The organism is Carboxydothermus ferrireducens DSM 11255 (assembly GCF_000427565.1).
Taxonomy (GTDB): Bacteria; Bacillota; Z-2901; order Carboxydothermales; family Carboxydothermaceae; genus Carboxydothermus; species Carboxydothermus hydrogenoformans.
In genome coordinates, this window is the sequence record NZ_ATYG01000038.1 from 1 (window position 1) to 19,553 (window position 19,553).

At 42.7% G+C, this 19,553-nt stretch carries 20 protein-coding genes, 6 tRNA genes and 1 rRNA gene; 1 reads left to right on the forward strand and 26 read right to left on the reverse strand.

The window, feature by feature from the left end; genetic code table 11:
- The 17 genes from tuf to CARFE_RS0111415 all read right to left on the reverse strand — a co-directional run bounded on the left by tuf (position 1) and on the right by CARFE_RS0111415 (position 11,246).
- Positions 1-1,203, reverse strand: a complete 1,203-nt coding sequence (gene tuf, locus CARFE_RS0111330; RefSeq protein ID WP_011345209.1) for an elongation factor Tu — start codon at positions 1,201-1,203, stop codon at positions 1-3.
- A 204-nt stretch (positions 1,204-1,407) separates the two neighbouring features.
- Positions 1,408-1,484: transfer RNA gene (locus CARFE_RS0111340), tRNA-Met, on the reverse strand.
- A gap of 11 nt (positions 1,485-1,495) precedes the next feature.
- Positions 1,496-1,571 (reverse strand) — tRNA-Thr (locus CARFE_RS0111345).
- 1 nt (position 1,572) lies between these two features.
- Positions 1,573-1,648, reverse strand: a tRNA-Met gene (locus CARFE_RS0111350).
- A gap of 61 nt (positions 1,649-1,709) precedes the next feature.
- Positions 1,710-1,785 (reverse strand) — tRNA-Thr (locus tag CARFE_RS0111355).
- Between the two features lie 104 nt (positions 1,786-1,889).
- The gene (sigH, locus tag CARFE_RS0111360) at positions 1,890-2,543 is read right to left on the reverse strand and encodes an RNA polymerase sporulation sigma factor SigH (protein ID WP_011345211.1); all 654 of its coding nucleotides are present in this window, start codon (positions 2,541-2,543) and stop codon (positions 1,890-1,892) included.
- A 103-nt stretch (positions 2,544-2,646) separates the two neighbouring features.
- Complete coding sequence (locus CARFE_RS0111365) at positions 2,647-3,153, reverse strand: NYN domain-containing protein (RefSeq protein WP_011345212.1); 507 nt, start codon at positions 3,151-3,153, stop codon at positions 2,647-2,649.
- Between the two features lie 2 nt (positions 3,154-3,155).
- The gene (gene rlmB, locus CARFE_RS0111370) at positions 3,156-3,869 is read right to left on the reverse strand and encodes a 23S rRNA (guanosine(2251)-2'-O)-methyltransferase RlmB (RefSeq protein WP_011345213.1); all 714 of its coding nucleotides are present in this window, start codon (positions 3,867-3,869) and stop codon (positions 3,156-3,158) included.
- Between the two features lie 3 nt (positions 3,870-3,872).
- The gene (gene thyX, locus CARFE_RS0111375; protein WP_028052841.1) at positions 3,873-4,556 is read right to left on the reverse strand and encodes an FAD-dependent thymidylate synthase; all 684 of its coding nucleotides are present in this window, start codon (positions 4,554-4,556) and stop codon (positions 3,873-3,875) included.
- Entirely contained in the window at positions 4,553-4,942 is a 390-nt protein-coding gene (locus CARFE_RS0111380) for a Mini-ribonuclease 3 (protein WP_028052842.1), read from the reverse strand. Before CARFE_RS0111380 ends, thyX begins: the two co-directional genes overlap by 4 nt.
- A 3-nt stretch (positions 4,943-4,945) precedes the next feature.
- Positions 4,946-6,343 carry a cysteine--tRNA ligase gene (gene cysS, locus CARFE_RS0111385; protein WP_028052843.1) on the reverse strand — a complete coding sequence of 466 codons (1,398 nt, stop codon included), beginning with the start codon at positions 6,341-6,343 and terminating at the stop codon, positions 4,946-4,948.
- Positions 6,330-7,001 (reverse strand): serine O-acetyltransferase, encoded by a 672-nt coding sequence (gene cysE / locus CARFE_RS0111390; protein WP_011345217.1) that lies wholly within the window; start codon positions 6,999-7,001, stop codon positions 6,330-6,332. Before cysE ends, cysS begins: the two co-directional genes overlap by 14 nt.
- Positions 7,002-7,015: 14 nt before the next feature.
- Positions 7,016-8,458 (reverse strand): glutamate--tRNA ligase, encoded by a 1,443-nt coding sequence (gene gltX / locus CARFE_RS0111395; protein WP_028052844.1) that lies wholly within the window; start codon positions 8,456-8,458, stop codon positions 7,016-7,018.
- Positions 8,451-8,942: a 2-C-methyl-D-erythritol 2,4-cyclodiphosphate synthase gene (gene ispF / locus CARFE_RS0111400; RefSeq protein ID WP_011345219.1), complete on the reverse strand. Its 492-nt coding sequence runs from the start codon at positions 8,940-8,942 to the stop codon at positions 8,451-8,453. The genes gltX and ispF overlap by 8 nt, the downstream gene beginning before the upstream one ends.
- On the reverse strand, positions 8,939-9,640 hold the full coding sequence (ispD, locus tag CARFE_RS0111405; RefSeq protein WP_028052846.1) for a 2-C-methyl-D-erythritol 4-phosphate cytidylyltransferase: 702 nt from the start codon (positions 9,638-9,640) through the stop codon (positions 8,939-8,941). Before ispD ends, ispF begins: the two co-directional genes overlap by 4 nt.
- A gap of 12 nt (positions 9,641-9,652) precedes the next feature.
- The gene (locus CARFE_RS15080) at positions 9,653-10,738 is read right to left on the reverse strand and encodes a PIN/TRAM domain-containing protein (protein WP_034542098.1); all 1,086 of its coding nucleotides are present in this window, start codon (positions 10,736-10,738) and stop codon (positions 9,653-9,655) included.
- Positions 10,739-10,763: 25 nt separating this feature from the next.
- Complete coding sequence (locus CARFE_RS0111415) at positions 10,764-11,246, reverse strand: CarD family transcriptional regulator (RefSeq protein WP_011345222.1); 483 nt, start codon at positions 11,244-11,246, stop codon at positions 10,764-10,766.
- Between the two features lie 168 nt (positions 11,247-11,414).
- Between CARFE_RS0111415 and CARFE_RS0111420 the strand changes: the two genes are divergently transcribed.
- Complete coding sequence (locus tag CARFE_RS0111420) at positions 11,415-11,810, forward strand: nucleoside triphosphate pyrophosphohydrolase family protein (protein ID WP_028052847.1); 396 nt, start codon at positions 11,415-11,417, stop codon at positions 11,808-11,810.
- 25 nt (positions 11,811-11,835) lie between these two features.
- Here CARFE_RS0111420 and disA read toward each other — a convergent pair whose 3' ends face one another.
- The 9 genes from disA to rrf all read right to left on the reverse strand — a co-directional run bounded on the left by disA (position 11,836) and on the right by rrf (position 19,510).
- The gene (gene disA / locus CARFE_RS0111425; RefSeq protein ID WP_011345224.1) at positions 11,836-12,894 is read right to left on the reverse strand and encodes a DNA integrity scanning diadenylate cyclase DisA; all 1,059 of its coding nucleotides are present in this window, start codon (positions 12,892-12,894) and stop codon (positions 11,836-11,838) included.
- 9 nt (positions 12,895-12,903) lie between these two features.
- The gene (gene radA / locus CARFE_RS0111430) at positions 12,904-14,238 is read right to left on the reverse strand and encodes a DNA repair protein RadA (protein WP_028052848.1); all 1,335 of its coding nucleotides are present in this window, start codon (positions 14,236-14,238) and stop codon (positions 12,904-12,906) included.
- 103 nt (positions 14,239-14,341) lie between these two features.
- Positions 14,342-16,777, reverse strand: a complete 2,436-nt coding sequence (locus CARFE_RS0111435; protein WP_028052849.1) for an ATP-dependent Clp protease ATP-binding subunit — start codon at positions 16,775-16,777, stop codon at positions 14,342-14,344.
- Positions 16,778-16,792: 15 nt separating this feature from the next.
- The gene (locus CARFE_RS0111440; RefSeq protein ID WP_011345227.1) at positions 16,793-17,848 is read right to left on the reverse strand and encodes a protein arginine kinase; all 1,056 of its coding nucleotides are present in this window, start codon (positions 17,846-17,848) and stop codon (positions 16,793-16,795) included.
- An 11-nt stretch (positions 17,849-17,859) separates the two neighbouring features.
- Entirely contained in the window at positions 17,860-18,378 is a 519-nt protein-coding gene (locus tag CARFE_RS0111445; protein ID WP_011345228.1) for a UvrB/UvrC motif-containing protein, read from the reverse strand.
- Positions 18,379-18,855 (reverse strand): CtsR family transcriptional regulator, encoded by a 477-nt coding sequence (locus CARFE_RS0111450; RefSeq protein ID WP_322785335.1) that lies wholly within the window; start codon positions 18,853-18,855, stop codon positions 18,379-18,381.
- 222 nt (positions 18,856-19,077) lie between these two features.
- Positions 19,078-19,152, reverse strand: a tRNA-Asn gene (locus tag CARFE_RS0111460).
- A gap of 158 nt (positions 19,153-19,310) precedes the next feature.
- Positions 19,311-19,385 (reverse strand) — tRNA-Asn (locus CARFE_RS0111465).
- 9 nt (positions 19,386-19,394) lie between these two features.
- Positions 19,395-19,510 (reverse strand): 5S ribosomal RNA (gene rrf, locus CARFE_RS0111470).
- Positions 19,511-19,553 lie beyond the last annotated feature (43 nt).

A 19,553-nucleotide genomic window follows, 5' to 3' on the forward strand; every position in this document is an offset into this window, starting at 1 on the left:
TTACTCTTCGATCGCGGTAACAACGCCCGCGCCTACAGTTCTGCCACCTTCCCGAATAGCAAATCTCAATCCTTCTTCAATAGCAATCGGTGTGATAAGCTCAATATGAATCTTTACGTTATCCCCGGGCATTACCATCTCTACACCTTCTGGTAAATGGATTACTCCCGTTACGTCCGTCGTCCGGAAGTAAAACTGCGGCCGGTATCCATTAAAGAACGGTGTGTGCCGTCCCCCTTCTTCCTTCGTCAATACGTATACCTCCGCAAAAAACTTCCGGTGCGGCTTTATCGTACCAGGCTTCGCCAATACCTGCCCCCGCTCGATTTCCTTCCGGTCTACTCCCCGTAATAACGCTCCTATGTTGTCCCCTGCTACCGCTTCGTCTAATACCTTCCGGAACATCTCCAGTCCCGTTACTACCGTCTTCCGCGGAGCATCCATCAATCCTACTATCTCCACTTCTTCTCCTATAGTTATCCGTCCCCGCTCTACACGACCGGTCGCAACCGTTCCACGTCCGGTAATGGTAAATACGTCCTCTACCGGCATCAAGAACGGCTTATCTACATCCCGCTGCGGTGTCGGAATGTATTCGTCTACCTTGTCCATTAACTCCAATATCTTCCCACACCACGGACAATCTTCTTTCCCGCAACCGCACTCCAATGCCTTCAACGCCGACCCCGCTACTACCGGTACTTCATCCCCGGGAAACTCGTACGTGCTTAAAAGATCCCGCACTTCCATCTCTACAAGCTCCATTAACTCAGGATCATCTACCATGTCCGCTTTGTTTAAAAATACTACAATATAGGGAACTCCTACCTGACGGGCTAACAAAATGTGCTCCCGCGTCTGCGGCATCGGACCATCGGCTGCAGACACAACCAGGATAGCTCCGTCCATCTGCGCCGCTCCAGTTATCATGTTCTTTACGTAGTCCGCGTGTCCCGGACAGTCTACGTGGGCATAGTGCCGTTTCTCGGTCTCATACTCCACATGCGCTGTATTAATGGTAATTCCTCTTTCCCTTTCTTCCGGAGCATTGTCAATCTCATCGTACCTCTTTTGCTGGGCTAATCCCTTCTTCGCCAGCACCGTAGTAATTGCTGCGGTCAAGGTGGTCTTCCCGTGGTCTACGTGACCTATCGTCCCAATGTTTACGTGCGGTTTTACCCGCTCAAATTTTGCCTTCGCCATCGTTACTCCTCCTTTTTACGTAGTTTTAAATATACACGTATACAAGTCGCTAATATGTAAATAGTTATGCCAAAATATCTATTCTACATCTTTACCATTTTTCCTGCTGCTTAAAACCATAAAGTCAATAATTTTCACCCAATCTACAAAAATTGCTAAAAAACAAAAACCGGTCAACGACCGGCCGGTTTCCAAAAAAAATTTTGGTGGCGGCGCAGGGACTCGAACCCCGGACACTGCGGGTATGAACCGCATGCTCTAGCCAGCTGAGCTACGCCGCCATAAATAAAAATGGAGCCACTAACCGGGATTGAACCGGTGACCTCGTCCTTACCAAGGACGCGCTCTACCGACTGAGCTATAGTGGCTTGGTTGCGGGGGGAGGATTTGAACCTCCGACCTTCGGGTTATGAGCCCGACGAGCTACCAGCTGCTCCACCCCGCGTCGCAAAACCTATTATATCACAACTAAGTGAAAATGCAAGATGCATTTTATTGGTATTTGATGGAGCTGGCGACAGGACTTGAACCTGCAACCCTCTGATTACAAGTCAGATGCTCTACCAATTGAGCTACGCCAGCACCCGCAAATGATATTTTAGCAAAGATGTTTTTTAGCTGTCAAGAGGATAATCTTGGCACGTTAATAAAGCGAAACTCCCCGGAAATCCCGGGGATGGTTTTTTCTATTCAGCTTCTCTACACTCCAAATATTTCTCAAGCTTTCTTTTTACCCGCTGTAATGCATTATCAATGGATTTTACATGCCGATTTAGCTCGCAAGCAATTTCCTGGTATGACTTTCCTTCCAGGTAATAAATTAAAACCTTCCACTCCAAAGAACTTAATATTTCGTTCATCTTTCCTTCAATATCCGCAAACTCTTCCCGACTAATAATCAATTCCTCCGGATCAGCTACCTTTACTCCCGAAAGTACATCCATTAAAGTTCGATCCGAGTCTTCATCGTAGATTGGTTTATTTAAAGAAACATACGAATTTAAGGGAATATGCTTTTGCCGGGTGGCAGTTTTAATTGCAGTAATAATTTGTCGGGTAACGCAAAGCTCGGCAAAGGCTCGGAAGGAAGAAAGCTTGTCCGGCCTAAAGTCACGAACAGCCTTATATAAACCTATCATACCTTCTTGAATAATATCTTCTCGGTCCGCTCCAATTAAAAAATAGGCACGAGCTTTGGACCGAACAAAATTTTTATACTTGTTAATGATATATTCGAGGGCTTGCTCATCTCCTGCTCGAGCCCACTCCACAATCTCTTCATCGCTCATGTAATCATAACAGTACTCCATTTTTTTCTCGGCACTTATACTCAAGCCCATCGCCCCCGCCCTATATCTTTGCCCACCAATAATTATAAACTTTTCTTAAAGATTAAGTCAAGGAAGAGTATTTCGAATTTTTATTAGAAAATTCAACATTTTCTTACATTTTCCCTTTTCGTAGTTTTTCAAGTTTTGTTTTGACCTGCTGGTCAATTCGATCCTCCAACCGCTGCGGCAAAACTTTGTTAAGCAATTCTTTAGCTTTTTTCTCTTCAATTTTGAGGTCATTTAAAAGTTCCCTCAAAGATATCCTTAATGCTCCATAGCCGAAAATTAATTTTTGCTGTAATTCATCCTGGGTCACTACGTAAACCCGATTCCCAGGAAGCAGTTCCTGGACTTTTTTTTCAATAAAATGATCTGCCGTCTCACCACTTTCGGTAAAGACTACCGTTATTCCCGCCTCAAAAAATTCCCTGCGGCTTTCCTTTTGCTGGTGAGCATCATAAACTATAATTACTTCCCGCCCCGTTAAAGCCCGGTAGTTTATTAACCTCTCTTTTAAAACTTCCCTGGCATGTTCCAGGGAAGTTTCATCTTTTAACTTATTTAATTCCGGCCAATTAAATAAAAGATTGTAACCATCAATTAAAACATATTCAGCCATAATTATCCCCTTCTCTGCCTCACCACTTCGGCCATTAAAAGAGCTGCGGCTACCGAAGCATTTAAAGAATTAATCGTTCCCACCATTGGTATGCTTACGGTAAAATCACACTCTCTTAATATATGCGAAGTTAACCCCACATTTTCTCCACCAATCACCAAGGCTAAAGGTAGCTTAAAATCAGTATCCCACAGAGAAGCTTTACTTTTTGCATCTGCCCCCACCACCCAGGCTCCCTTTTCTTTTAAATAACGTAAAGTTTCGGCAACATTGGTACAACGGGCAACGGGAACTTTCAAATACGCTCCTGCAGAAGCTTTAGCCACAGCTCCGGTTACCTGCACCGCCCGGCGTTTTGGTATTATTACTCCGTGCACCCCAAAAGCTTCAGCCGAACGTAAAATTGCCCCTAAATTCTGGGGGTCTTCCAAATGATTTAAAACCAAAATAAAAAGTGGTTCTGCTTTGCGTTCAGCAATTGCCAAAATATCATCGATTTCCACATATTTAACTGGAGAAATATCCGCTTCCACACCCTGGGATTTGGCATGAAGTTTTTCCCTGGGAACTTCCACTACCGGTACTTTATTTTCCCGGGCCAAAAGCAGCAACTCCCTGATATTTTTGTCTTTTGTCTCCCGGGATAAATACAGTTTATTAACAATTCCTTTCATTAGGGCTTCTCTAACCGGGTTTACACCGTAAATCCGCTCCAACTATTAACTACCTCCCTCATTTTGCAAATTCAGCCTGCCGCAGGACATAGGTCCTTCAAAACATACTCCGCGGGTTTCACAAAGCGGCCCAGCTTTTTCAAATAAAATCGGAGCTACCTTCCGTACCTCTTCTAACATTTTCCGGGCCAAAGTTCTTATTTCATGTTGGGCCCGGCTACAAAGCCGAACCTCAAAAAAATGCAGAAGTTCCCTGGCATTCATGGTAACAACGATTTTCGTCTCCGCCGCATTGGGAAGAAGGTAACGGGCATCTTCCGCGGGAATTCCCATCTCTATTAATTTAAGATACCCTCCCTTTATCGCTCTTAAAACCTGCTGATAAATTTCTAAGGCTTGGCTACTGTTGGCAATGGTAGGGGGGATTAAAAAATTAAAGTTTTGTTCCACCACATAACGCTGACTCTGCTGACTGAAACTAGCAATCCGGTGGCGAACTAACTGGTGGGTTAAAGCGCGACTTACCCCTTCAATGCCAAAGGTGAAACTTACGTGTTCGAAAGGCGAAAGGTGATTTAAATCCCAAAGTTTTTTTATAAAATTTTTTTGCCTTTCCTCATCCATTTTTTCTAAAATTTCCTCTACCCCTACCGGAGAATAACAAAGCCGGGCGGCCGCTGCCACCGTCCGCTCCGGCTCTTGGGTATAAGTAAGTAAGCTCACCTTCATCTGGCTTCCCCCTGATTTTCAAGTAACTTTACTATCAATCCAAAAAGTTCTTTAATACGAACAATATCCCCTTTTAAGTACAAAAAACCAAAAACCGCTTCTAAACCGGTACTCTGACGATAAATCACCACTTCTACGTTACGCGGATAATTTCCCTTGGCATTTCGTCCCCGCCGGAATATTTCCCTTTCTTCGGAAGTTAAATACTCCTCAATTAATTCTACAGCTAAAGCTTGCTGCCGGGCATTTACCAAAGAAACTGATTTTTTGTGAACTTCCCCCATCTTTCCGCCATATCGTTCCAAAACGTATTCCCGGGTTAATAGTTCATAAACCGCATCGCCAAGATACGCTAAAGCCAGGGGAGAATATTCTTTAGCTTCCATCTACTAAACCCTCTTCCAGCGCACGCCCTTAGGAGTATCTTCTAAAATGATTCCCTGTTTTTTTAGTTCATCCCTGATGAAGTCGGCCAAGTCATACTTTTTTTCTTTTTTAAGTCTGGCCCGAACTTCAATTAATAACTCCACAAACGGCGTTATATCTTCTCCGGTTATCTTTTCCGAAACACCAAATTCTATACCAAAAACCTGGGTATAAACGTTTAAAGCTTCTTCAAATAGTTTTTTATCTCCGGCGGTTAGATTCCCGCTTGCTATTTGCGTATTTCCAAACCTCACCAGCTCAAACAGGGATGCCATACCCTGGGCGGTATTAAAGTCGTCTTCCATCGCTTCATTAAAATCACGCAAAACATTTGTAATTTTTTCCTGAACTTCTATCCTGGCCTCTCCGGGCAAAGGATTAACTTCTTTTAAATTTTGCACAAAGTTATCAACTCGCTCCAAAGCCGCTTTAGCTTCATTAAGTTTTTTATCATCAAAATCCAAAGGGCTTCGATAATGAGTCGAGAGGAGGAAAAAACGCACCACCCTTCCCGGAAACTTCTCCAGGATTTCCCTCACCAAAAAGAAATTACCCAGGGATTTACTCATTTTTTCCTGATTTACGGTTATAAAACCGTTATGCATCCAGTAACGAGCAAAAGGCTTCCCGGTAAAAGCTTCGCTTTGTGCAACTTCGTTTTCATGGTGGGGGAATACCAAATCAGCTCCCCCGCCGTGAATATCAAAATTTTCCCCCAAATATTTTAAAGACATCGCAGAGCATTCGATATGCCATCCCGGTCTTCCTGGACCCCAGGGACTTTCCCAGTACGGTTCCCCCGGTTTTGCTTTTTTCCAGAGGGCAAAATCCAGAGGATTTTTCTTTTTCTCATCTACTTCCACCCGGGCTCCGGCCTTTAATTCTTCTAAATCCCGACCAGATAGTTTGCCGTAATCGGGAAAACTATCCACCGCAAAATAAACATTTCCCTCAACTTCATAAGCATATCCTTTTTCAATCAAGCCTTTTACCATTTCAATTATTTCCGGTATATGCTCGGTAACCTTGGGATGAACCGTTGCCCTTTTTACTCCAAGGCGATCAGCATCTTTAAAATATTCAATAATGTATTTTTGCCCAAGTTCAATAGGGGAAATTCCCTCCTCTAAAGCCCGGTTAATAATTTTATCATCAATATCCGTAAAATTCTGGACATAAATTACTTCAAAGCCTTTATACTCAAAATACCGCCTTACGGTATCAAAAAAAACTATGGGACGGGCATTCCCTATATGAATGTAGTTATAGGTGGTCGGACCGCAAACGTACATATATACCTTCCCCGGCTCCCGGGGAATAAACTCTTCTTTGGTTTTGGTGAGAGTATTATAAATTTTCACGTTTTCTTTCCTCCTCAAGCTCGGCAATTCTCTTTTCCAGCCTTTCTATCTTCCGGTGCATACACATCAACATCTCAGCAATCGGGTCCGGTAACAGATCGTGGCGAAGGTCAATTTCCTCATCAACCCGTTTGCCGTCCCTAATCACCACTTTACCCGGAACACCCACCACTGTAGAGTTGGGAGGAACTTCTTTTAACACTACTGAACCAGCTCCAATTTTAGAGTTGTCACCTACTTTGAAGGAGCCTAAAATTTTTGCTCCGGCACTGATCACCACATTATTTCCAATAGTTGGATGGCGCTTACCCTTTTCCTTACCAGTTCCGCCCAGGGTAACACCTTGATAAATGGTTACATTATCACCAATCTCAGCTGTTTCACCAATTACTACACCCATCCCATGATCAATAAACAACCCTTCGCCAATTTTAGCCCCCGGATGAATTTCTATTCCGGTTAAAAATCTTGAAATTTGGGAAATAAATCTGGCTAAAACAAACCAGCGCTTTTTATAAAAAAAGTGGGCTATACGGTGAAACTGAATGGCATGAAAACCAGGATAACACAACAAAACTTCCCAAACGCTTTTAACCGCTGGGTCCCTTTCAAAAACCACCTGAATATCTCTTTTTAGCCGGCGATACCACCCAAACATAACCATCACCTTTTTTAATTAAATAAATTCATAATACGCCGCTCTGCTTCCGCTGGCCCAAGAATGGCTATAACTTGATACAACTCCGGTCCGTGAGTTTTACCAGTTAAAGCCGCCCGCAGGGGCATGTAAACTTTTTTACCGCCAACCCCAAGCTCTTTTGGAAGTTTCTTTAAAAATCCTTTTATTTCTTCTTCCTCCGAACCGGGTATTTCCCTTAATTTATCAGCAACTTTCCTTAAGATATTGCGTGCCTCTTCATCAGCCAATAAAGTTTTGGCTTCCTCCTCAAAGGTAAGCTCCTTTTGGTAAAAAATTGCAGCATGTTCGGGAAGTTCCGACAAAGTTACAACATATTCCCGGGTTGCTTCTACTACTTTGGTCAGCTTACGCATTTCCTCTTCCGTGGGGTTGTTCGAAACATAACCACAGCTCTGGAAAAAGGGAAGACTTAATTCCACAATCCGGGAAAGCTCCGAATTGCGAATGTAATAACCGTTTATCCAGTTTAACTTATCCAGGTCAAAAATAGCTGGATTTTTAGCTACCCTATCTAAAGAAAAGCGTTCAATTAACTGTTCCATCGTAAAAATCTCTTCTTCCGTCCCCGGCGACCACCCTAATAAAGCTAAAAAGTTTACCAGAGCTTCCGGCAAATAACCCTTTTCCCGGTAGTTTTCCACCGAAGTAGCCCCGTGTCGCTTGGACATTTTCGTCCGGTCTTTCCCAAGAATAAGCGAAATATGGGCAAATTCCGGAATCTTAAAGCCTAAAGCTTCATAAATGAGTATCTGTCGGGGAGTATTGGAAAGATGCTCTTCGCCCCGCAAAACATGGGTAATCCCCATGGTCACATCATCAATTACCACAGCAAAATTATAAGTTGGTATACCGTCCGATTTTACAATAATAAAGTCACCAATACCATCGGTTTCAAAACTTACGACACCACGAACAAGGTCGTTTATAACTATTGTTCTTCCAGCAGGCACTTTAAAGCGCACCGTTGGTTTTCGCCCTTCAGCTAAATATTTCTCTTTTTGTTCAGGGGTTAAGTTTCGACATTTTCCGAGATAACGGGGCATTTCCCCTTTTGCCAAAAGGTTCTTTCGTTCTTCTTCCAATTCTTCTTCGGTACAAAAACAGTAGTAAGCGAAACCTTCTTCAATAAGCTTCTGGGCATACTTTTGATAGAGATCAAGCCTTTCGGTCTGGCGGTAAGGGCCATTTTCACCCCCCACCTCAATTCCTTCATCCCAGGTAATCCCAAGCCATTTGAGACTTTCCAAGATATTTTTTTCAGACTCCCTACTGGAGCGTTCTAAGTCTGTATCTTCAATCCGTACGATAAAAACCCCGTTATTTTTCCGTGCAAAGAGGTAGTTAAAAAGTGCGGACCTTGCTCCCCCAATGTGTAGAGGTCCGGTAGGACTTGGTGCAAACCGTACTCTAACCATTTTCCAAAACCTCCTTGACTGTAATTACCGCATAAGCAGCAATTCCTTCTTCCCGACCGGCAAACCCCAAGCCTTCGGTAGTAGTTGCTTTAACACTAATGTTTTCTATTGCGGTATTTAACAATACCGCTAAATTTTCCCGCATTTTTTGGATAAACGGTAAAAGTTTTGGCTTTTGGGCTACGATTACCGCATCAAGATTGTTCAGGCAGTAACCCCGTTCTCTAACCCTGCGATATACTTCCTGTAAAAGTAAACCGCTATCAATACCCCGGTAACGTTCATCGTTATCGGGAAAAAGCTGACCAATATCACCTAACGCCAGTGACCCTAAAAAGGCATCGGCAATGGCGTGGTATAAAACATCCGCATCGGAGTGACCCAAAAGGCCTTTGGTAAAAGGGATCTCCACGCCCCCAATAATCAGTTTTCGTCCTTCCACCAAAGGATGTACGTCATAACCAAAACCTATTCTAATCATCATAATAACTCCTTTGCAAAATAGCGGGTAAATAAAAACTCAGCAAATTCCAGGTCTTCCGGCCAGGTAATTTTTAAATTTTTATAATCCCCGGGAATAACCGCTACCGTTTCACCGCAAAGTTCCACCAAAATACTATCATCCACTGCATCTAAATGTTGCTTTTCCCCTAAGGCATGCCCTTTTAGCAAGGCCTCTCGCCGAAAAATCTGGGGAGTTTGAACCGCATAAAGTCGGCTCCGGTCTAAAGTGGAGATAACGACATTATCCTTTACTTCTTTAACTGTATCCCTAAGGGGTACAGCCAAAATTGCTCCTCCATAACCTTCGGATAGTTTTTTAACCCCTTCGCTCAAAGCCCCTCTTGGAAAAAAAGGCCGTACTCCATCGTGCACGGCAATAATAGAAAAATTTCCCGTTAATGCCCTAATTCCCCGCAATACCGACTCCCTACGGGTAGTTCCTCCTGCCGTTAATTTTATTCCTGCTAAATTATACCGAGAAAGCAAATCCCCTGCAACTTCTATGTAGTTTTCCGGTACCGTTAAAACCACCTGTCCTACAATAGGTAAGTTAACCATTCTCTTTAAAGTAATAATTATAACCGGTATCCCGGAAAGTTCAAGAAACTGTTTGGGCTTTTCGCCGCCAAAACGGCGCCCTGCTCCCCCGGCGGTAACTATTACACCAATTTTCTCCACTTGCCTTGCCCCCTACTGCTTTTCCTTGGGTTTACCAAAGATAAGTCTTCCCGCGGCAGTTTGTAAAACGGAAGTAACCACTATATTTATTTGTTGCCCTATGTACTTTTTTCCTCCTTCCACCACAATCATCGTTCCGTCATCCAAATATCCTACCCCTTGTCCCTGTTCCTTCCCTTCTTTAATCACCATTACTTCCATTTCTTCTCCGGGAATTACTATCGGTTTTATGGCATTGGCCAGTTCGTTAATGTTCAAAACTTTTACTCCGTGTAACTCGGCAACTTTATTTAAATTATAATCGTGAGTCAAAATTTTGGCTTTTAATTTTTGCGCAAGCTTTACTAATCTAACATCCACTTCCTCACCATTGTTTTCCGGAATATCAACAATTTCTACAGGAAAAGAGTTTTTCAACTGATTTAAAATATCAAGTCCTCTTCGGCCCCGAGTACGCTTTAAATTATCCGAAGAATCAGCGATATGGCGCAGTTCATCTATCACAAAAGAAGGTACTATTAAGCTTCCTTCAATAAAACCGCTGCGGCATAAATCTAAAATTCTGCCATCGATAATAACACTGGTATCAAGAATTTTGGCATTTTGGTTATTTACCCCCAGATCATCCCCCGATTTTTTAATTCTGGGAAGAAAGTTCAAAAGGCCAAAGAGCTCTTCCCTTTTTTTAACCGACACCCTTAAACCCAAGTAGCATAAAACAACGGTTAACATAATCCAGATAGTATTGGTAATCCACGGAATTAAAGGAATAGATAAAATTACATTTCTTAAAAGGTTGGCAATAATTAAGCCAACAATAAGTCCAAAAGTACCGCTAACAATATCCGCAACCGGCATTTTGGTAATTTTTACCTCAAGCCACTCGGTCAAAGCCAGTCCTTTATGCCAAACAAAAGGAGCAGTTAAGGCTCCAATTATAAGGCCAAAAATGCCTAAAACCGTCCAGCTAAGATACATGCCATAGGGCGGTATTGCTAAGATGTCAGCTAAAGGTATAACTTCAAGGTAATACCCGATGGTTGCGAAGATTCCGCCAATTACTATGGAGAAAAAAATTCGAAAAATTTTTTCTGCCAAACTTTCCCCTCCTATAAAAAAATTTTTAAGTGATAGTGATAGCTTCTTCAATCATCGCTAAAACCTTTTCCTCGTCTTCTTCTAACACTAGAATAAGCTCACTTACTAAAATTTGTCGAGCACTTTCTAAAAGCTTCTTTTCTCCCGTTGACAAGCCCTTAACTTTTTCCCTTCGGCGTAAGTCTCGCACTACATCGGCAATGGCTAAAATATCGTTGCTTTTAATCTTATCCACATGATTTTTATATCTTTTATTCCAGTTAGAATGAATTTTTTCCTCCCCCTCTTTTAACACCGCAAAAACCTTTTCCACCATATCTTTTCCAATGACCGGTCTAAGCCCCACCCTTTCCACTTTTTCCACCGGAAGCCATAGAATCATGTTTGTCGCCCAAAAAGAGAGCACATAGTATTTCATTACCCGATCAGCGGCTAATCGTTCTTCAATTTCCCGAATTATCCCGGCTCCATGCATAGGATAAACAACCTTAGCTCCCACTTTAAACATCTAATCCCCCCAAATTGTAATTATTTTCAGTATAACAAATTTTCCCTAACCTGTCAAAGAAAATAAATTATTTTATCACAACCCTTTTAAAAATGTCAACAAGGCCGAATCATTTGACAAGGAGGCAGGGCAAAATTATAATTTATGGTAGTAAAGGGAGGGGACCCAATGAAAGATTTATTAATTGACCATTTCCAGGAAACGGTGAACGAATTGTTAATACGACATAAAAGCATTTTGGATGTTTTATCAAAATTAAACGAAGCCTCCGCACGCGTTCACCGGGCTACTGTCAAAGCGGTAACCCAATGCGGTTGCTTAAAAATAGATGCCAAAAAACCCACCATTCCCGAAGATGCTACCATCCTGCAGCTTAAAGAAATTTTTGACACCCACTTAAAAGGAGAGCTCTGTCCAAACTGCAAAGACACCATTGAAAAAGAAATGGGGAGGCTTTTATTTTACCTGACGGCTCTTTGCAATCATTTAGACATAAATCTCTATGATGTGTTTATAAAAGAACAAAAAGCCCTGGATACCTTGAATATCTTTAACTTTACGTAAAAAACCGTAGCTTTACGCTACGGTTTTATAGTGTATAGTTTGTTTGTTCTCTTAATTTTTTAAGCCCCTCTTTAATCGAACGCGCCCTTACCTCGCCAATCCCTTCCACGTCATCCAGCTCTTCAATGGAAGCACTCATAATATTTTTTAAATTTCCAAAAGTTTGCACAAGGTTTTCAATCACCGCTACCGGCAGTCTTGGAATTTTATCCAAAATCCGGTATCCCCGGGGAGAAACCGGTTGGTCTAAAATACTTGCACTTCCCGGATAACCTAAAGCCCGAACAATTAGCGAATAATCCAAAAGATCTTCCGAAGACCAGGTTCTAATTAAGCTCAAAATTCCTTCGGGAGTCTTTTCCGGTCCTAAAAGGGAATAATCCTGAATTATTAAAAGTCCTTCATCTTCCACGTTAGCAATAAGTTCCTCTAACTGCATGCTTATTAGCCTTCCTTCACTTCCTAACTCCCATATATACCTTTCAATCTCCCGCTCGATTCTTAAGACCATCTCCACTCGCTGCAGCGCTTTGGCCACATCCAGTAAGGTCACCATATCATCAAACTCAAGATTAGTTAAACGCATTAAAGTTTTATCAAGGACCGCCCGGTATTTCTCCAGGGTAGCTATGGCTTGATTGGCTTTATTTAAAATGACACTGACCTCCGAAAGCGAGTATTTAAAGTTACCCTGATATAAAGTAATTACCGAACGGCGCTGCGAAATAGCAATCACCAAGGCATTAGTTTGTTTTGCCACCCTTTCGGCGGTACGGTGGCGAATCCCCGTTTCCGACGAGGGTATCGCCGGATCGGGAACTAACTGAGCATTAGCATATAAAATTTTCTTCCCATCCTCACTTAAAATAATTGCCCCATCCATTTTGGCCAGTTCGTACAAATACGCCGGGCTATAATCGGTATTTATGGCAAATCCGCCTTCCACTACCTCCATAATTTTGGCGGTATCCCCAATCACAATTAAGCCCCCGGTTTTTGCTCTAAGAATCTGTTCCAAACCTTCTCTTAAAGGAGTTCCCGGTGCTACACTTTTTAAAGCTAAAACAATCCGCTCGTCCTTCATAAAATCCTCCTATATACTAAAAAGCTTAAAGATTGCTTCTTTAAGGTTAGCAAAAGTGGTAATTTCCATTTCGGTTTTAAAGTTTATGCTTTGTTTAGGCAAAAATGCTTTTTTAAAACCAAGCCTTTCAGCTTCCCTTATACGTTTATCAACGCCAAGTACCGGCCTGATTTCTCCGGTCAAGCCAATTTCACCCAAAAACACTCCATCATTGGGTAGCGGTTCTTCCCGAAAGCTTGAAACCACCGCCATTAGAACTCCCAGGTCCGCTGCCGGTTCCGATATTTTCAGGCCGCCTACTACATTTAGATAAGCATCGTGTACCGACATGCGAAAACCCAGTTTCTTTTCCAAAACCGCCAACAACAACACAAACCGATTGTAGTCAAATCCGGTAGCAACCCGTCGCGGAGTGCCAAAACCGGTAGGAGCCACCAGCGCCTGTACTTCCACCAAAAAGGGCCGCGAACCTTCCAAGCTAACCACCACAGCCGAACCGATACAATCATGCTGGCGATCCAAACTTATAAAAAACTCCGAAGGATTGGAAACTTCCTTTAAACCTTCACCCACCATTTCAAAAATTCCCAGTTCGTTAGTGGAACCAAAGCGGTTTTTTACCGACCGGAGAAGGCGAAAAGTATTGTGTCTCTCCCCCTCTAAATACAACACCACATCAACCATATGCTCCATAACCCGCGGACCGGCTAAATAGCCATCCTTGGTTACATGCCCAATCAAAAATATAGTTTTATTTTTTTCCTTTGATAAGCGCATAAAACGCCCGGCACTTTCCCTCACCTGAGTAACCGTACCCGGCGCTGAACCAAGCTCAGGTAAGTACATGGTTTGAATCGAGTCAACAATGATTAGCTCATAACCCCCTTTTACGGCCACTTCTTCAATTTCGGCTACATTGGTATGGGGCAAAAGATCTATTTCCCCACTGATGTTAAGACGCTCGGCCCTTAATTTAATTTGTGCCGGCGATTCCTCGCCGGAAACGTATAAAACCTTTTGTTTTTGGCCAACTTTACCTGCTAACTGCAGTAAAAGGGTTGATTTCCCTATTCCCGGATCTCCCCCTAAGAGGATTAACGAGCCAGCAACGATACCTCCACCTAAAACCCTATCCAGTTCCCCAAAGCCAGTGGAAAACCTATCCGTTTCTCCGGTTAAGATTTTTGAAATCCCTACCGGTTCTACTTCTCCAAAAACCGCCTTCCCTTTGGCCAAAACCTTTTCTTCCACAAAGGTATTCCAGCTCTCACAGGCCGGACAACGACCCAACCACTTATATGTTTCATAACCGCAATTTTGACAAAAGTAGATTTTTTTCACCATTTAAACTATTCCGCTCCCATTAATTGTCATTACTTTCATTATATCATTGTTTTTCTACCATGAAAAGGAAAATCCTCCCGCTCGGGGAGGATTTCCTAAGAAATTAAATTTTTGCTACCTTGATTTGCCCATCTTCCGCATACAGTTTTACCGTATCTCCTTTTTTGATGTTTCCCAAAAGAAGCTCTTCCGACAACTTATCTTCTACTATCTTTTGAATAGCCCGCCGCAGCGGTCGAGCACCAAAAGCTTCATCATAACCTTCTTTAAGTATTACTTCAATTAAGGAGTCGTCAAATTCTACCTTCATCTCCTGTTCTTCCAAACGTTTGCCTACTTCTTTTAGCATCAACCGGACTATTTGCTTTAAGTGTTCTTCTGTTAACGAATGGAAGACAATAATCTCATCAATCCGGTTTAAAAATTCCGGCCGGAAAGTACGCTTGAGTTCCGCCATTAACTTCTCCTTGATATCCTCTTCTTTTTTCTCATCGGCTACATTTTTAAAGCCTAAACGGGCTTCTTTCTTTATTAGATGTGCTCCGATGTTGGAGGTCATGATTATTACGGTATTTTTAAAGTCTACCGTACGCCCTTTAGAGTCGGTAAGTCGCCCATCTTCTAATACTTGCAACAAGATGTTAAAGACCTCGGGGTGAGCTTTCTCAATTTCGTCAAGTAAGATCACCGAATAAGGCTTCCGCCTTACCGCTTCGGTGAGCTGCCCTCCTTCTTCATAACCAACATAGCCCGGCGGTGCACCGATTAGGCGAGCTACCGTGTGTTTTTCCATATACTCTGACATATCTATCCGAATTAACGCATCTTCATCTCCAAATAAAGCTTCGGCTAATGCCCGTGCCAGCTCAGTTTTCCCAACACCCGTAGGACCTAAGAAAATAAACGATCCGATGGGTCGCTTGGGATCTTTAAGACCCGCCCGTGCTCTTCTCACTGCCCGGGCTACAGCTTTTACTGCTTCATCCTGGCCTATTACCCGCTGGTGCAGAATTTCTTCAAGCTTAAGTAATCGTTCCGATTCTTCTTCGGCAAGTTTTTTGACCGGAATACCGGTCCACTGCGAAACAATCTGGGCAATATCATCTTCGGTAACCGATAATAAATGGTCGCTTTGCTCTTTTTCCCACTCTTTCTTCTTCTCCTCAAGCTCTGCTTTAAGCTTTTGCTCCTGGTCTCTTAATTTGGCTGCTTTTTCAAACTCCTGAGCAGCTACCGCCGCTTCCTTTTCCTTGCGGATTTCGTTAATTTTTTCTTCTAACTCTTTTAAATTGGGCGGTGCAGTAAAGGCATTTAAACGAACTCTTGATGCCGCTTCATCAATCAAGTCAATAGCCTTATCCGGAAGGAAGCGATCGGTAATATACCGATCCGAAAGCTTTGCAGCGGCAATAATGGCTTCATCGGTAATTTTTACCCGGTGGTGAGCTTCGTACCGGTCCCTTAAGCCTTTTAAGATTTCAACTGTTTCTTCGACCGTTGGTTCATCTACCATTATTGGCTGGAACCGCCGTTCTAAAGCCGGGTCCTTTTCTATATATTTCCGATATTCATCTAAAGTGGTCGCACCTACACACTGAATTTCACCCCGAGCAAGGCTCGGTTTTAAGATATTGGCAGCATCAATCGCCCCTTCGGCAGCCCCTGCCCCAATTAAGGTATGGATTTCATCAATAAATACGATAACGTTTCCAGCATTTTTAATTTCTTCTAAGACCTTTTTAAGCCTTTCCTCAAATTCTCCCCGATATTTAGTTCCGGCAACCATTGATGCTAAATCGAGGGTCACAACCCGTTTATCAATTAAAATCTCGGGAACTTTCTTTTGCACAATTCTCTGGGCAAGCCCCTCCACAATTGCCGTCTTACCTACTCCCGGCTCCCCAATTAAAACCGGATTGTTTTTGGTTCTGCGGGATAAAACTTGAATTACCCTTTCAATTTCCTTCTCCCGGCCTACCACCGGGTCTAATTTATTTTCCCGGGCTAAAGCCGTTAAATCCCGGCCATGCTCATCAAGGGTGGGAGTTCTAACAGCTTTCTTCTTTGCCTGTCCACCGGCCTGGCCGGAGGTTCCGGGAATTGGGCCACCACTTAGCACCTGGGTAATTTCAGCCCGTACCCTTTCCAAATCAGCACCGAGGCTTACCAAAACTCTGGCAGCCACCCCTTCTCCTTCCCGGATTAAACCCAAAAGCAAATGTTCAGTACCAACATAGTTATGGCCAAACCGGGCCGCCTCATCTACCGATAGTTCCAAAACTCTTTTAGCCCTTGGGGTAAAAGCAATCTCCACCGGCATCGGCCCTTCCCCGGGGCCAACCAGTTCTAAAATTTTTTCCCGAACTTTCTGGCCATCAATACCAAGGTTTTCTAAAACTTTTGCCGCAACACTTTCTCCTTCATTTATAATTCCCAAAAGCAGATGTTCCGTAGCTACATAAGGATAATTCATTTTTCTTGCTTCTTCCTGAGCCATTCTAATAACTTTTTGGGCCCTTTGGGTAAACTTGTCAAACATCCTCTCACTCCTCCTTTAATTACTTTTTAATTTTTCCCTGATAATTTTCGCCCGTTCCCAGTCCCGTTCAGCGGGATCTAAGGGTCTCTGGGCCAAATTTGTGAGATAAGCCGGAGCTGTAGCTACAATTAACTCATTAAATACACTCCGCTTAATCTCCGGAAGTATCTTTAATTCCACTCCTAACCTCACTTTTGATAGTAAGTTCATTGCCTCATCGGAAGATATCATCCGGGCACTGGTCAAAATACCGTATGACCGCCACAGTTCATCCTCCAAAGCATGCCGGTTTTCCCGGTATAAAGCTTCCCGTGCCATTCGCTCCTGATTTATTATTTGCCGGGTAACCGAAATAACATTCTCGATAATTTCCTCCTCCGTTAAACCAAGGGTAATCTGGTTAGATACCTGATACAAATCTCCGCGGGCTTTTGTTCCTTCGCCATATAATCCCCGGACCGTAAGTCCAAGTTTGGCAGTATTGTTTAAAAGGCTGGGAATTTGATTGGTATAGGTTAAACCCGGGAGGTGCAACATAGTTGAAGCTCGAATTCCCGTACCGGTATTGGTAGGGCAAGCAGTTAAGTAACCGTATTTTTCGGAGAAAGCATAAAACAGCTTTTCTTCTAATTTATCATCGACCATGGTAGCAATATTATATGCTTCCCTCAGTTCCAATCCCGGCAGGAGAACCTGTAAGCGAATATGGTCTTCTTCATTTATCATCAAAGCTATTCGCTCATCTTCCGTACAGGCAAAAGCCCGCCGGGGATGGCCATCGGCATGGTCAGGGCTAATTAAATGTTTTTCCACCAGCACCTGCCGTTCAATAGGCGCTAACGTAACTAATTTAAAAAACTCGGTCTTGCCAAATTTTTGTTTAAACCCCCTGCTGGTAACGGCCTTTTCCACCTCTTTTGTAACAAAACCTGCGGTTTCTTCGTCCATCAAATGGGGAAACGGGACATCTTTTAAGTTGCGGGCAAGTCTGATACGACTTGAAACCACGATATCCGCATCAGTTCCGGTACCGGCCATCCAGGGAGAAAAACTATTGGTTAATAAACTCATTTCCCCACCCCCTACTCTTTAAGAGAAGCTTCTAATTCTTTTATTTTATCCCGTAATTCCGCCGCTTTTTCAAACTCTTCTTTACTTACCGCTTCATTTAAAGCTTTTTTTAAGTTTTCAATTTCCCGTAGTATTTTTATTTTACCGCCAGTCTTTGCTGGAAATTTGCCACGGTGTTCGGTACTTCCGTGTATTTTTCTTAAAGCTTGTTCTACTCTGTCTTTAAAGGTTTCATAACACTGGCTGCATCCCAAGAAACCTGAATTAATAAATTGGTTTTCGGTGAGTCCGCAGACAGGACATCTTTTAGTGACACCTACATTTCCTCCAGAAATGCCAAAATCCCCTAAAACATCATGCCCCATAAGTCCTTTTAATAAGTTTTGAAAAGTTAGTTGAGGTGAAAAATTAAAAGTATGACCCAATTCCTGAGCACATTGAGTACAAAGATTCATTTCCGTTTTTTGCCCATTTATTACTCTGGTAATATGCATGGTGGCTGGATTTTGCCCGCAGCGTTCACATAACATTTAATTCCCCTCCTCCGCATTAAGCACTCCCGCTATCATACTTTTTAGAAGAAGTGCTCTTAATTCATCTCGATAGGGTAATGGTACCTGCAATACTTTACGGTCAACAGCAATTGTTAAAAGCCGCTTTTCCCTTTCGGTAATGCTTCCGGCTTCATATAAAGCCTTAATAATTTCCCGGGCTTTACTTTCTGAAACGGCATCACCAATTGCCTCAAATATTCTTTGATAAAATGCTTCCCGGTCCTGGTCGGCAATTTTTATAATGCGGATATAACCGCCCCCACCACGTCGGCTTTCAATTAGGTAACCATGTTCGAGAGTAAAACGGGTTGCTAAAACATAATTTATCTGGGAAGGTACGCATCTTAACTTTTCAGCAAGCTCATTTCTTTGAATTTCCACCACCCGGTCTTCACTTTCTTGGATTAGTTTTTTGATATACTGCTCAATCAAATCAGCAAGCGAAGGCATCATCCACCACCTCGTCTGACTTTGTTTGACTTTTACTTTTATATTAGCATAACTGGTGTATTTTGACAAGGGCTTTTAAATTATTTTTTCAAAAAAATAAAGCTTTTATCCCGGCCGAGATAAAAGCTTCGATTCTTCCAACTTTTCCTTGCCATAACTAATTTTTTATTTTTTATTGATTTATCCCTACCACTTATCACCTAATACCAACCACATAAAATAAATTGGCTCCTCGAGCAGGATTCGAACCTGCAACCCTCCGGTTAACAGCCGGATGCTCTACCGTTGAGCTATCGAGGAGCGTTTTTAAGTCTATTTAATTTTCTACTTCTATAAGTAATTTTAAATACTTTTTTTCAGCATTTCAATAGTTTTTTTATACCAAAGTTTTTAAGATCAATTATATAAAGATTTTTTACCGACCACCTACCACATACGACCTACCACTAAAAATAAAATGGCTCCCCGAGCAGGATTCGAACCTGCAACCCTCCGGTTAACAGCCGGATGCTCTACCGTTGAGCTATCGGGGAGTATAAATTTTCCGGCAGCGACCTACTCTCCCAGGACCTATCGTCCCAGTACCATTGGCGCTGGAGGGCTTAACTGCCGTGTTCGGAATGGGAACGGGTGTTTCCCCTCCGCTATGGCCACCGGAAACTTTTTTCTGTTCCCTCAAAACTGCACAGAGGTTGTTTTTT

Bases quoted from the DNA above. Each gene is read 5' to 3' on its own strand.
- tuf (WP_011345209.1), bottom strand. From the start codon at position 1,203: ATGGCGAAGGCAAAATTTGAGCGGGTAAAACCGCACGTAAACATTGGG.
- sigH (WP_011345211.1), bottom strand. From the start codon at position 2,543: ATGGGCTTGAGTATAAGTGCCGAGAAAAAAATGGAGTACTGTTATGAT.
- CARFE_RS0111365 (WP_011345212.1), bottom strand. From the start codon at position 3,153: ATGGCTGAATATGTTTTAATTGATGGTTACAATCTTTTATTTAATTGG.
- thyX (WP_028052841.1), bottom strand. From the start codon at position 4,556: ATGAAGGTGAGCTTACTTACTTATACCCAAGAGCCGGAGCGGACGGTG.
- CARFE_RS0111380 (WP_028052842.1), bottom strand. From the start codon at position 4,942: ATGGAAGCTAAAGAATATTCTCCCCTGGCTTTAGCGTATCTTGGCGAT.
- cysE (WP_011345217.1), bottom strand. From the start codon at position 7,001: ATGTTTGGGTGGTATCGCCGGCTAAAAAGAGATATTCAGGTGGTTTTT.
- gltX (WP_028052844.1), bottom strand. From the start codon at position 8,458: ATGGTTAGAGTACGGTTTGCACCAAGTCCTACCGGACCTCTACACATT.
- ispF (WP_011345219.1), bottom strand. From the start codon at position 8,942: ATGATGATTAGAATAGGTTTTGGTTATGACGTACATCCTTTGGTGGAA.
- CARFE_RS0111415 (WP_011345222.1), bottom strand. From the start codon at position 11,246: ATGTTTAAAGTGGGAGCTAAGGTTGTTTATCCTATGCATGGAGCCGGG.
- CARFE_RS0111420 (WP_028052847.1), top strand. From the start codon at position 11,415: ATGAAAGATTTATTAATTGACCATTTCCAGGAAACGGTGAACGAATTG.
- disA (WP_011345224.1), bottom strand. From the start codon at position 12,894: ATGAAGGACGAGCGGATTGTTTTAGCTTTAAAAAGTGTAGCACCGGGA.
- radA (WP_028052848.1), bottom strand. From the start codon at position 14,238: ATGGTGAAAAAAATCTACTTTTGTCAAAATTGCGGTTATGAAACATAT.
- CARFE_RS0111435 (WP_028052849.1), bottom strand. From the start codon at position 16,777: ATGTTTGACAAGTTTACCCAAAGGGCCCAAAAAGTTATTAGAATGGCT.
- CARFE_RS0111440 (WP_011345227.1), bottom strand. From the start codon at position 17,848: ATGAGTTTATTAACCAATAGTTTTTCTCCCTGGATGGCCGGTACCGGA.
- CARFE_RS0111445 (WP_011345228.1), bottom strand. From the start codon at position 18,378: ATGTTATGTGAACGCTGCGGGCAAAATCCAGCCACCATGCATATTACC.
- CARFE_RS0111450 (WP_322785335.1), bottom strand. From the start codon at position 18,855: ATGATGCCTTCGCTTGCTGATTTGATTGAGCAGTATATCAAAAAACTA.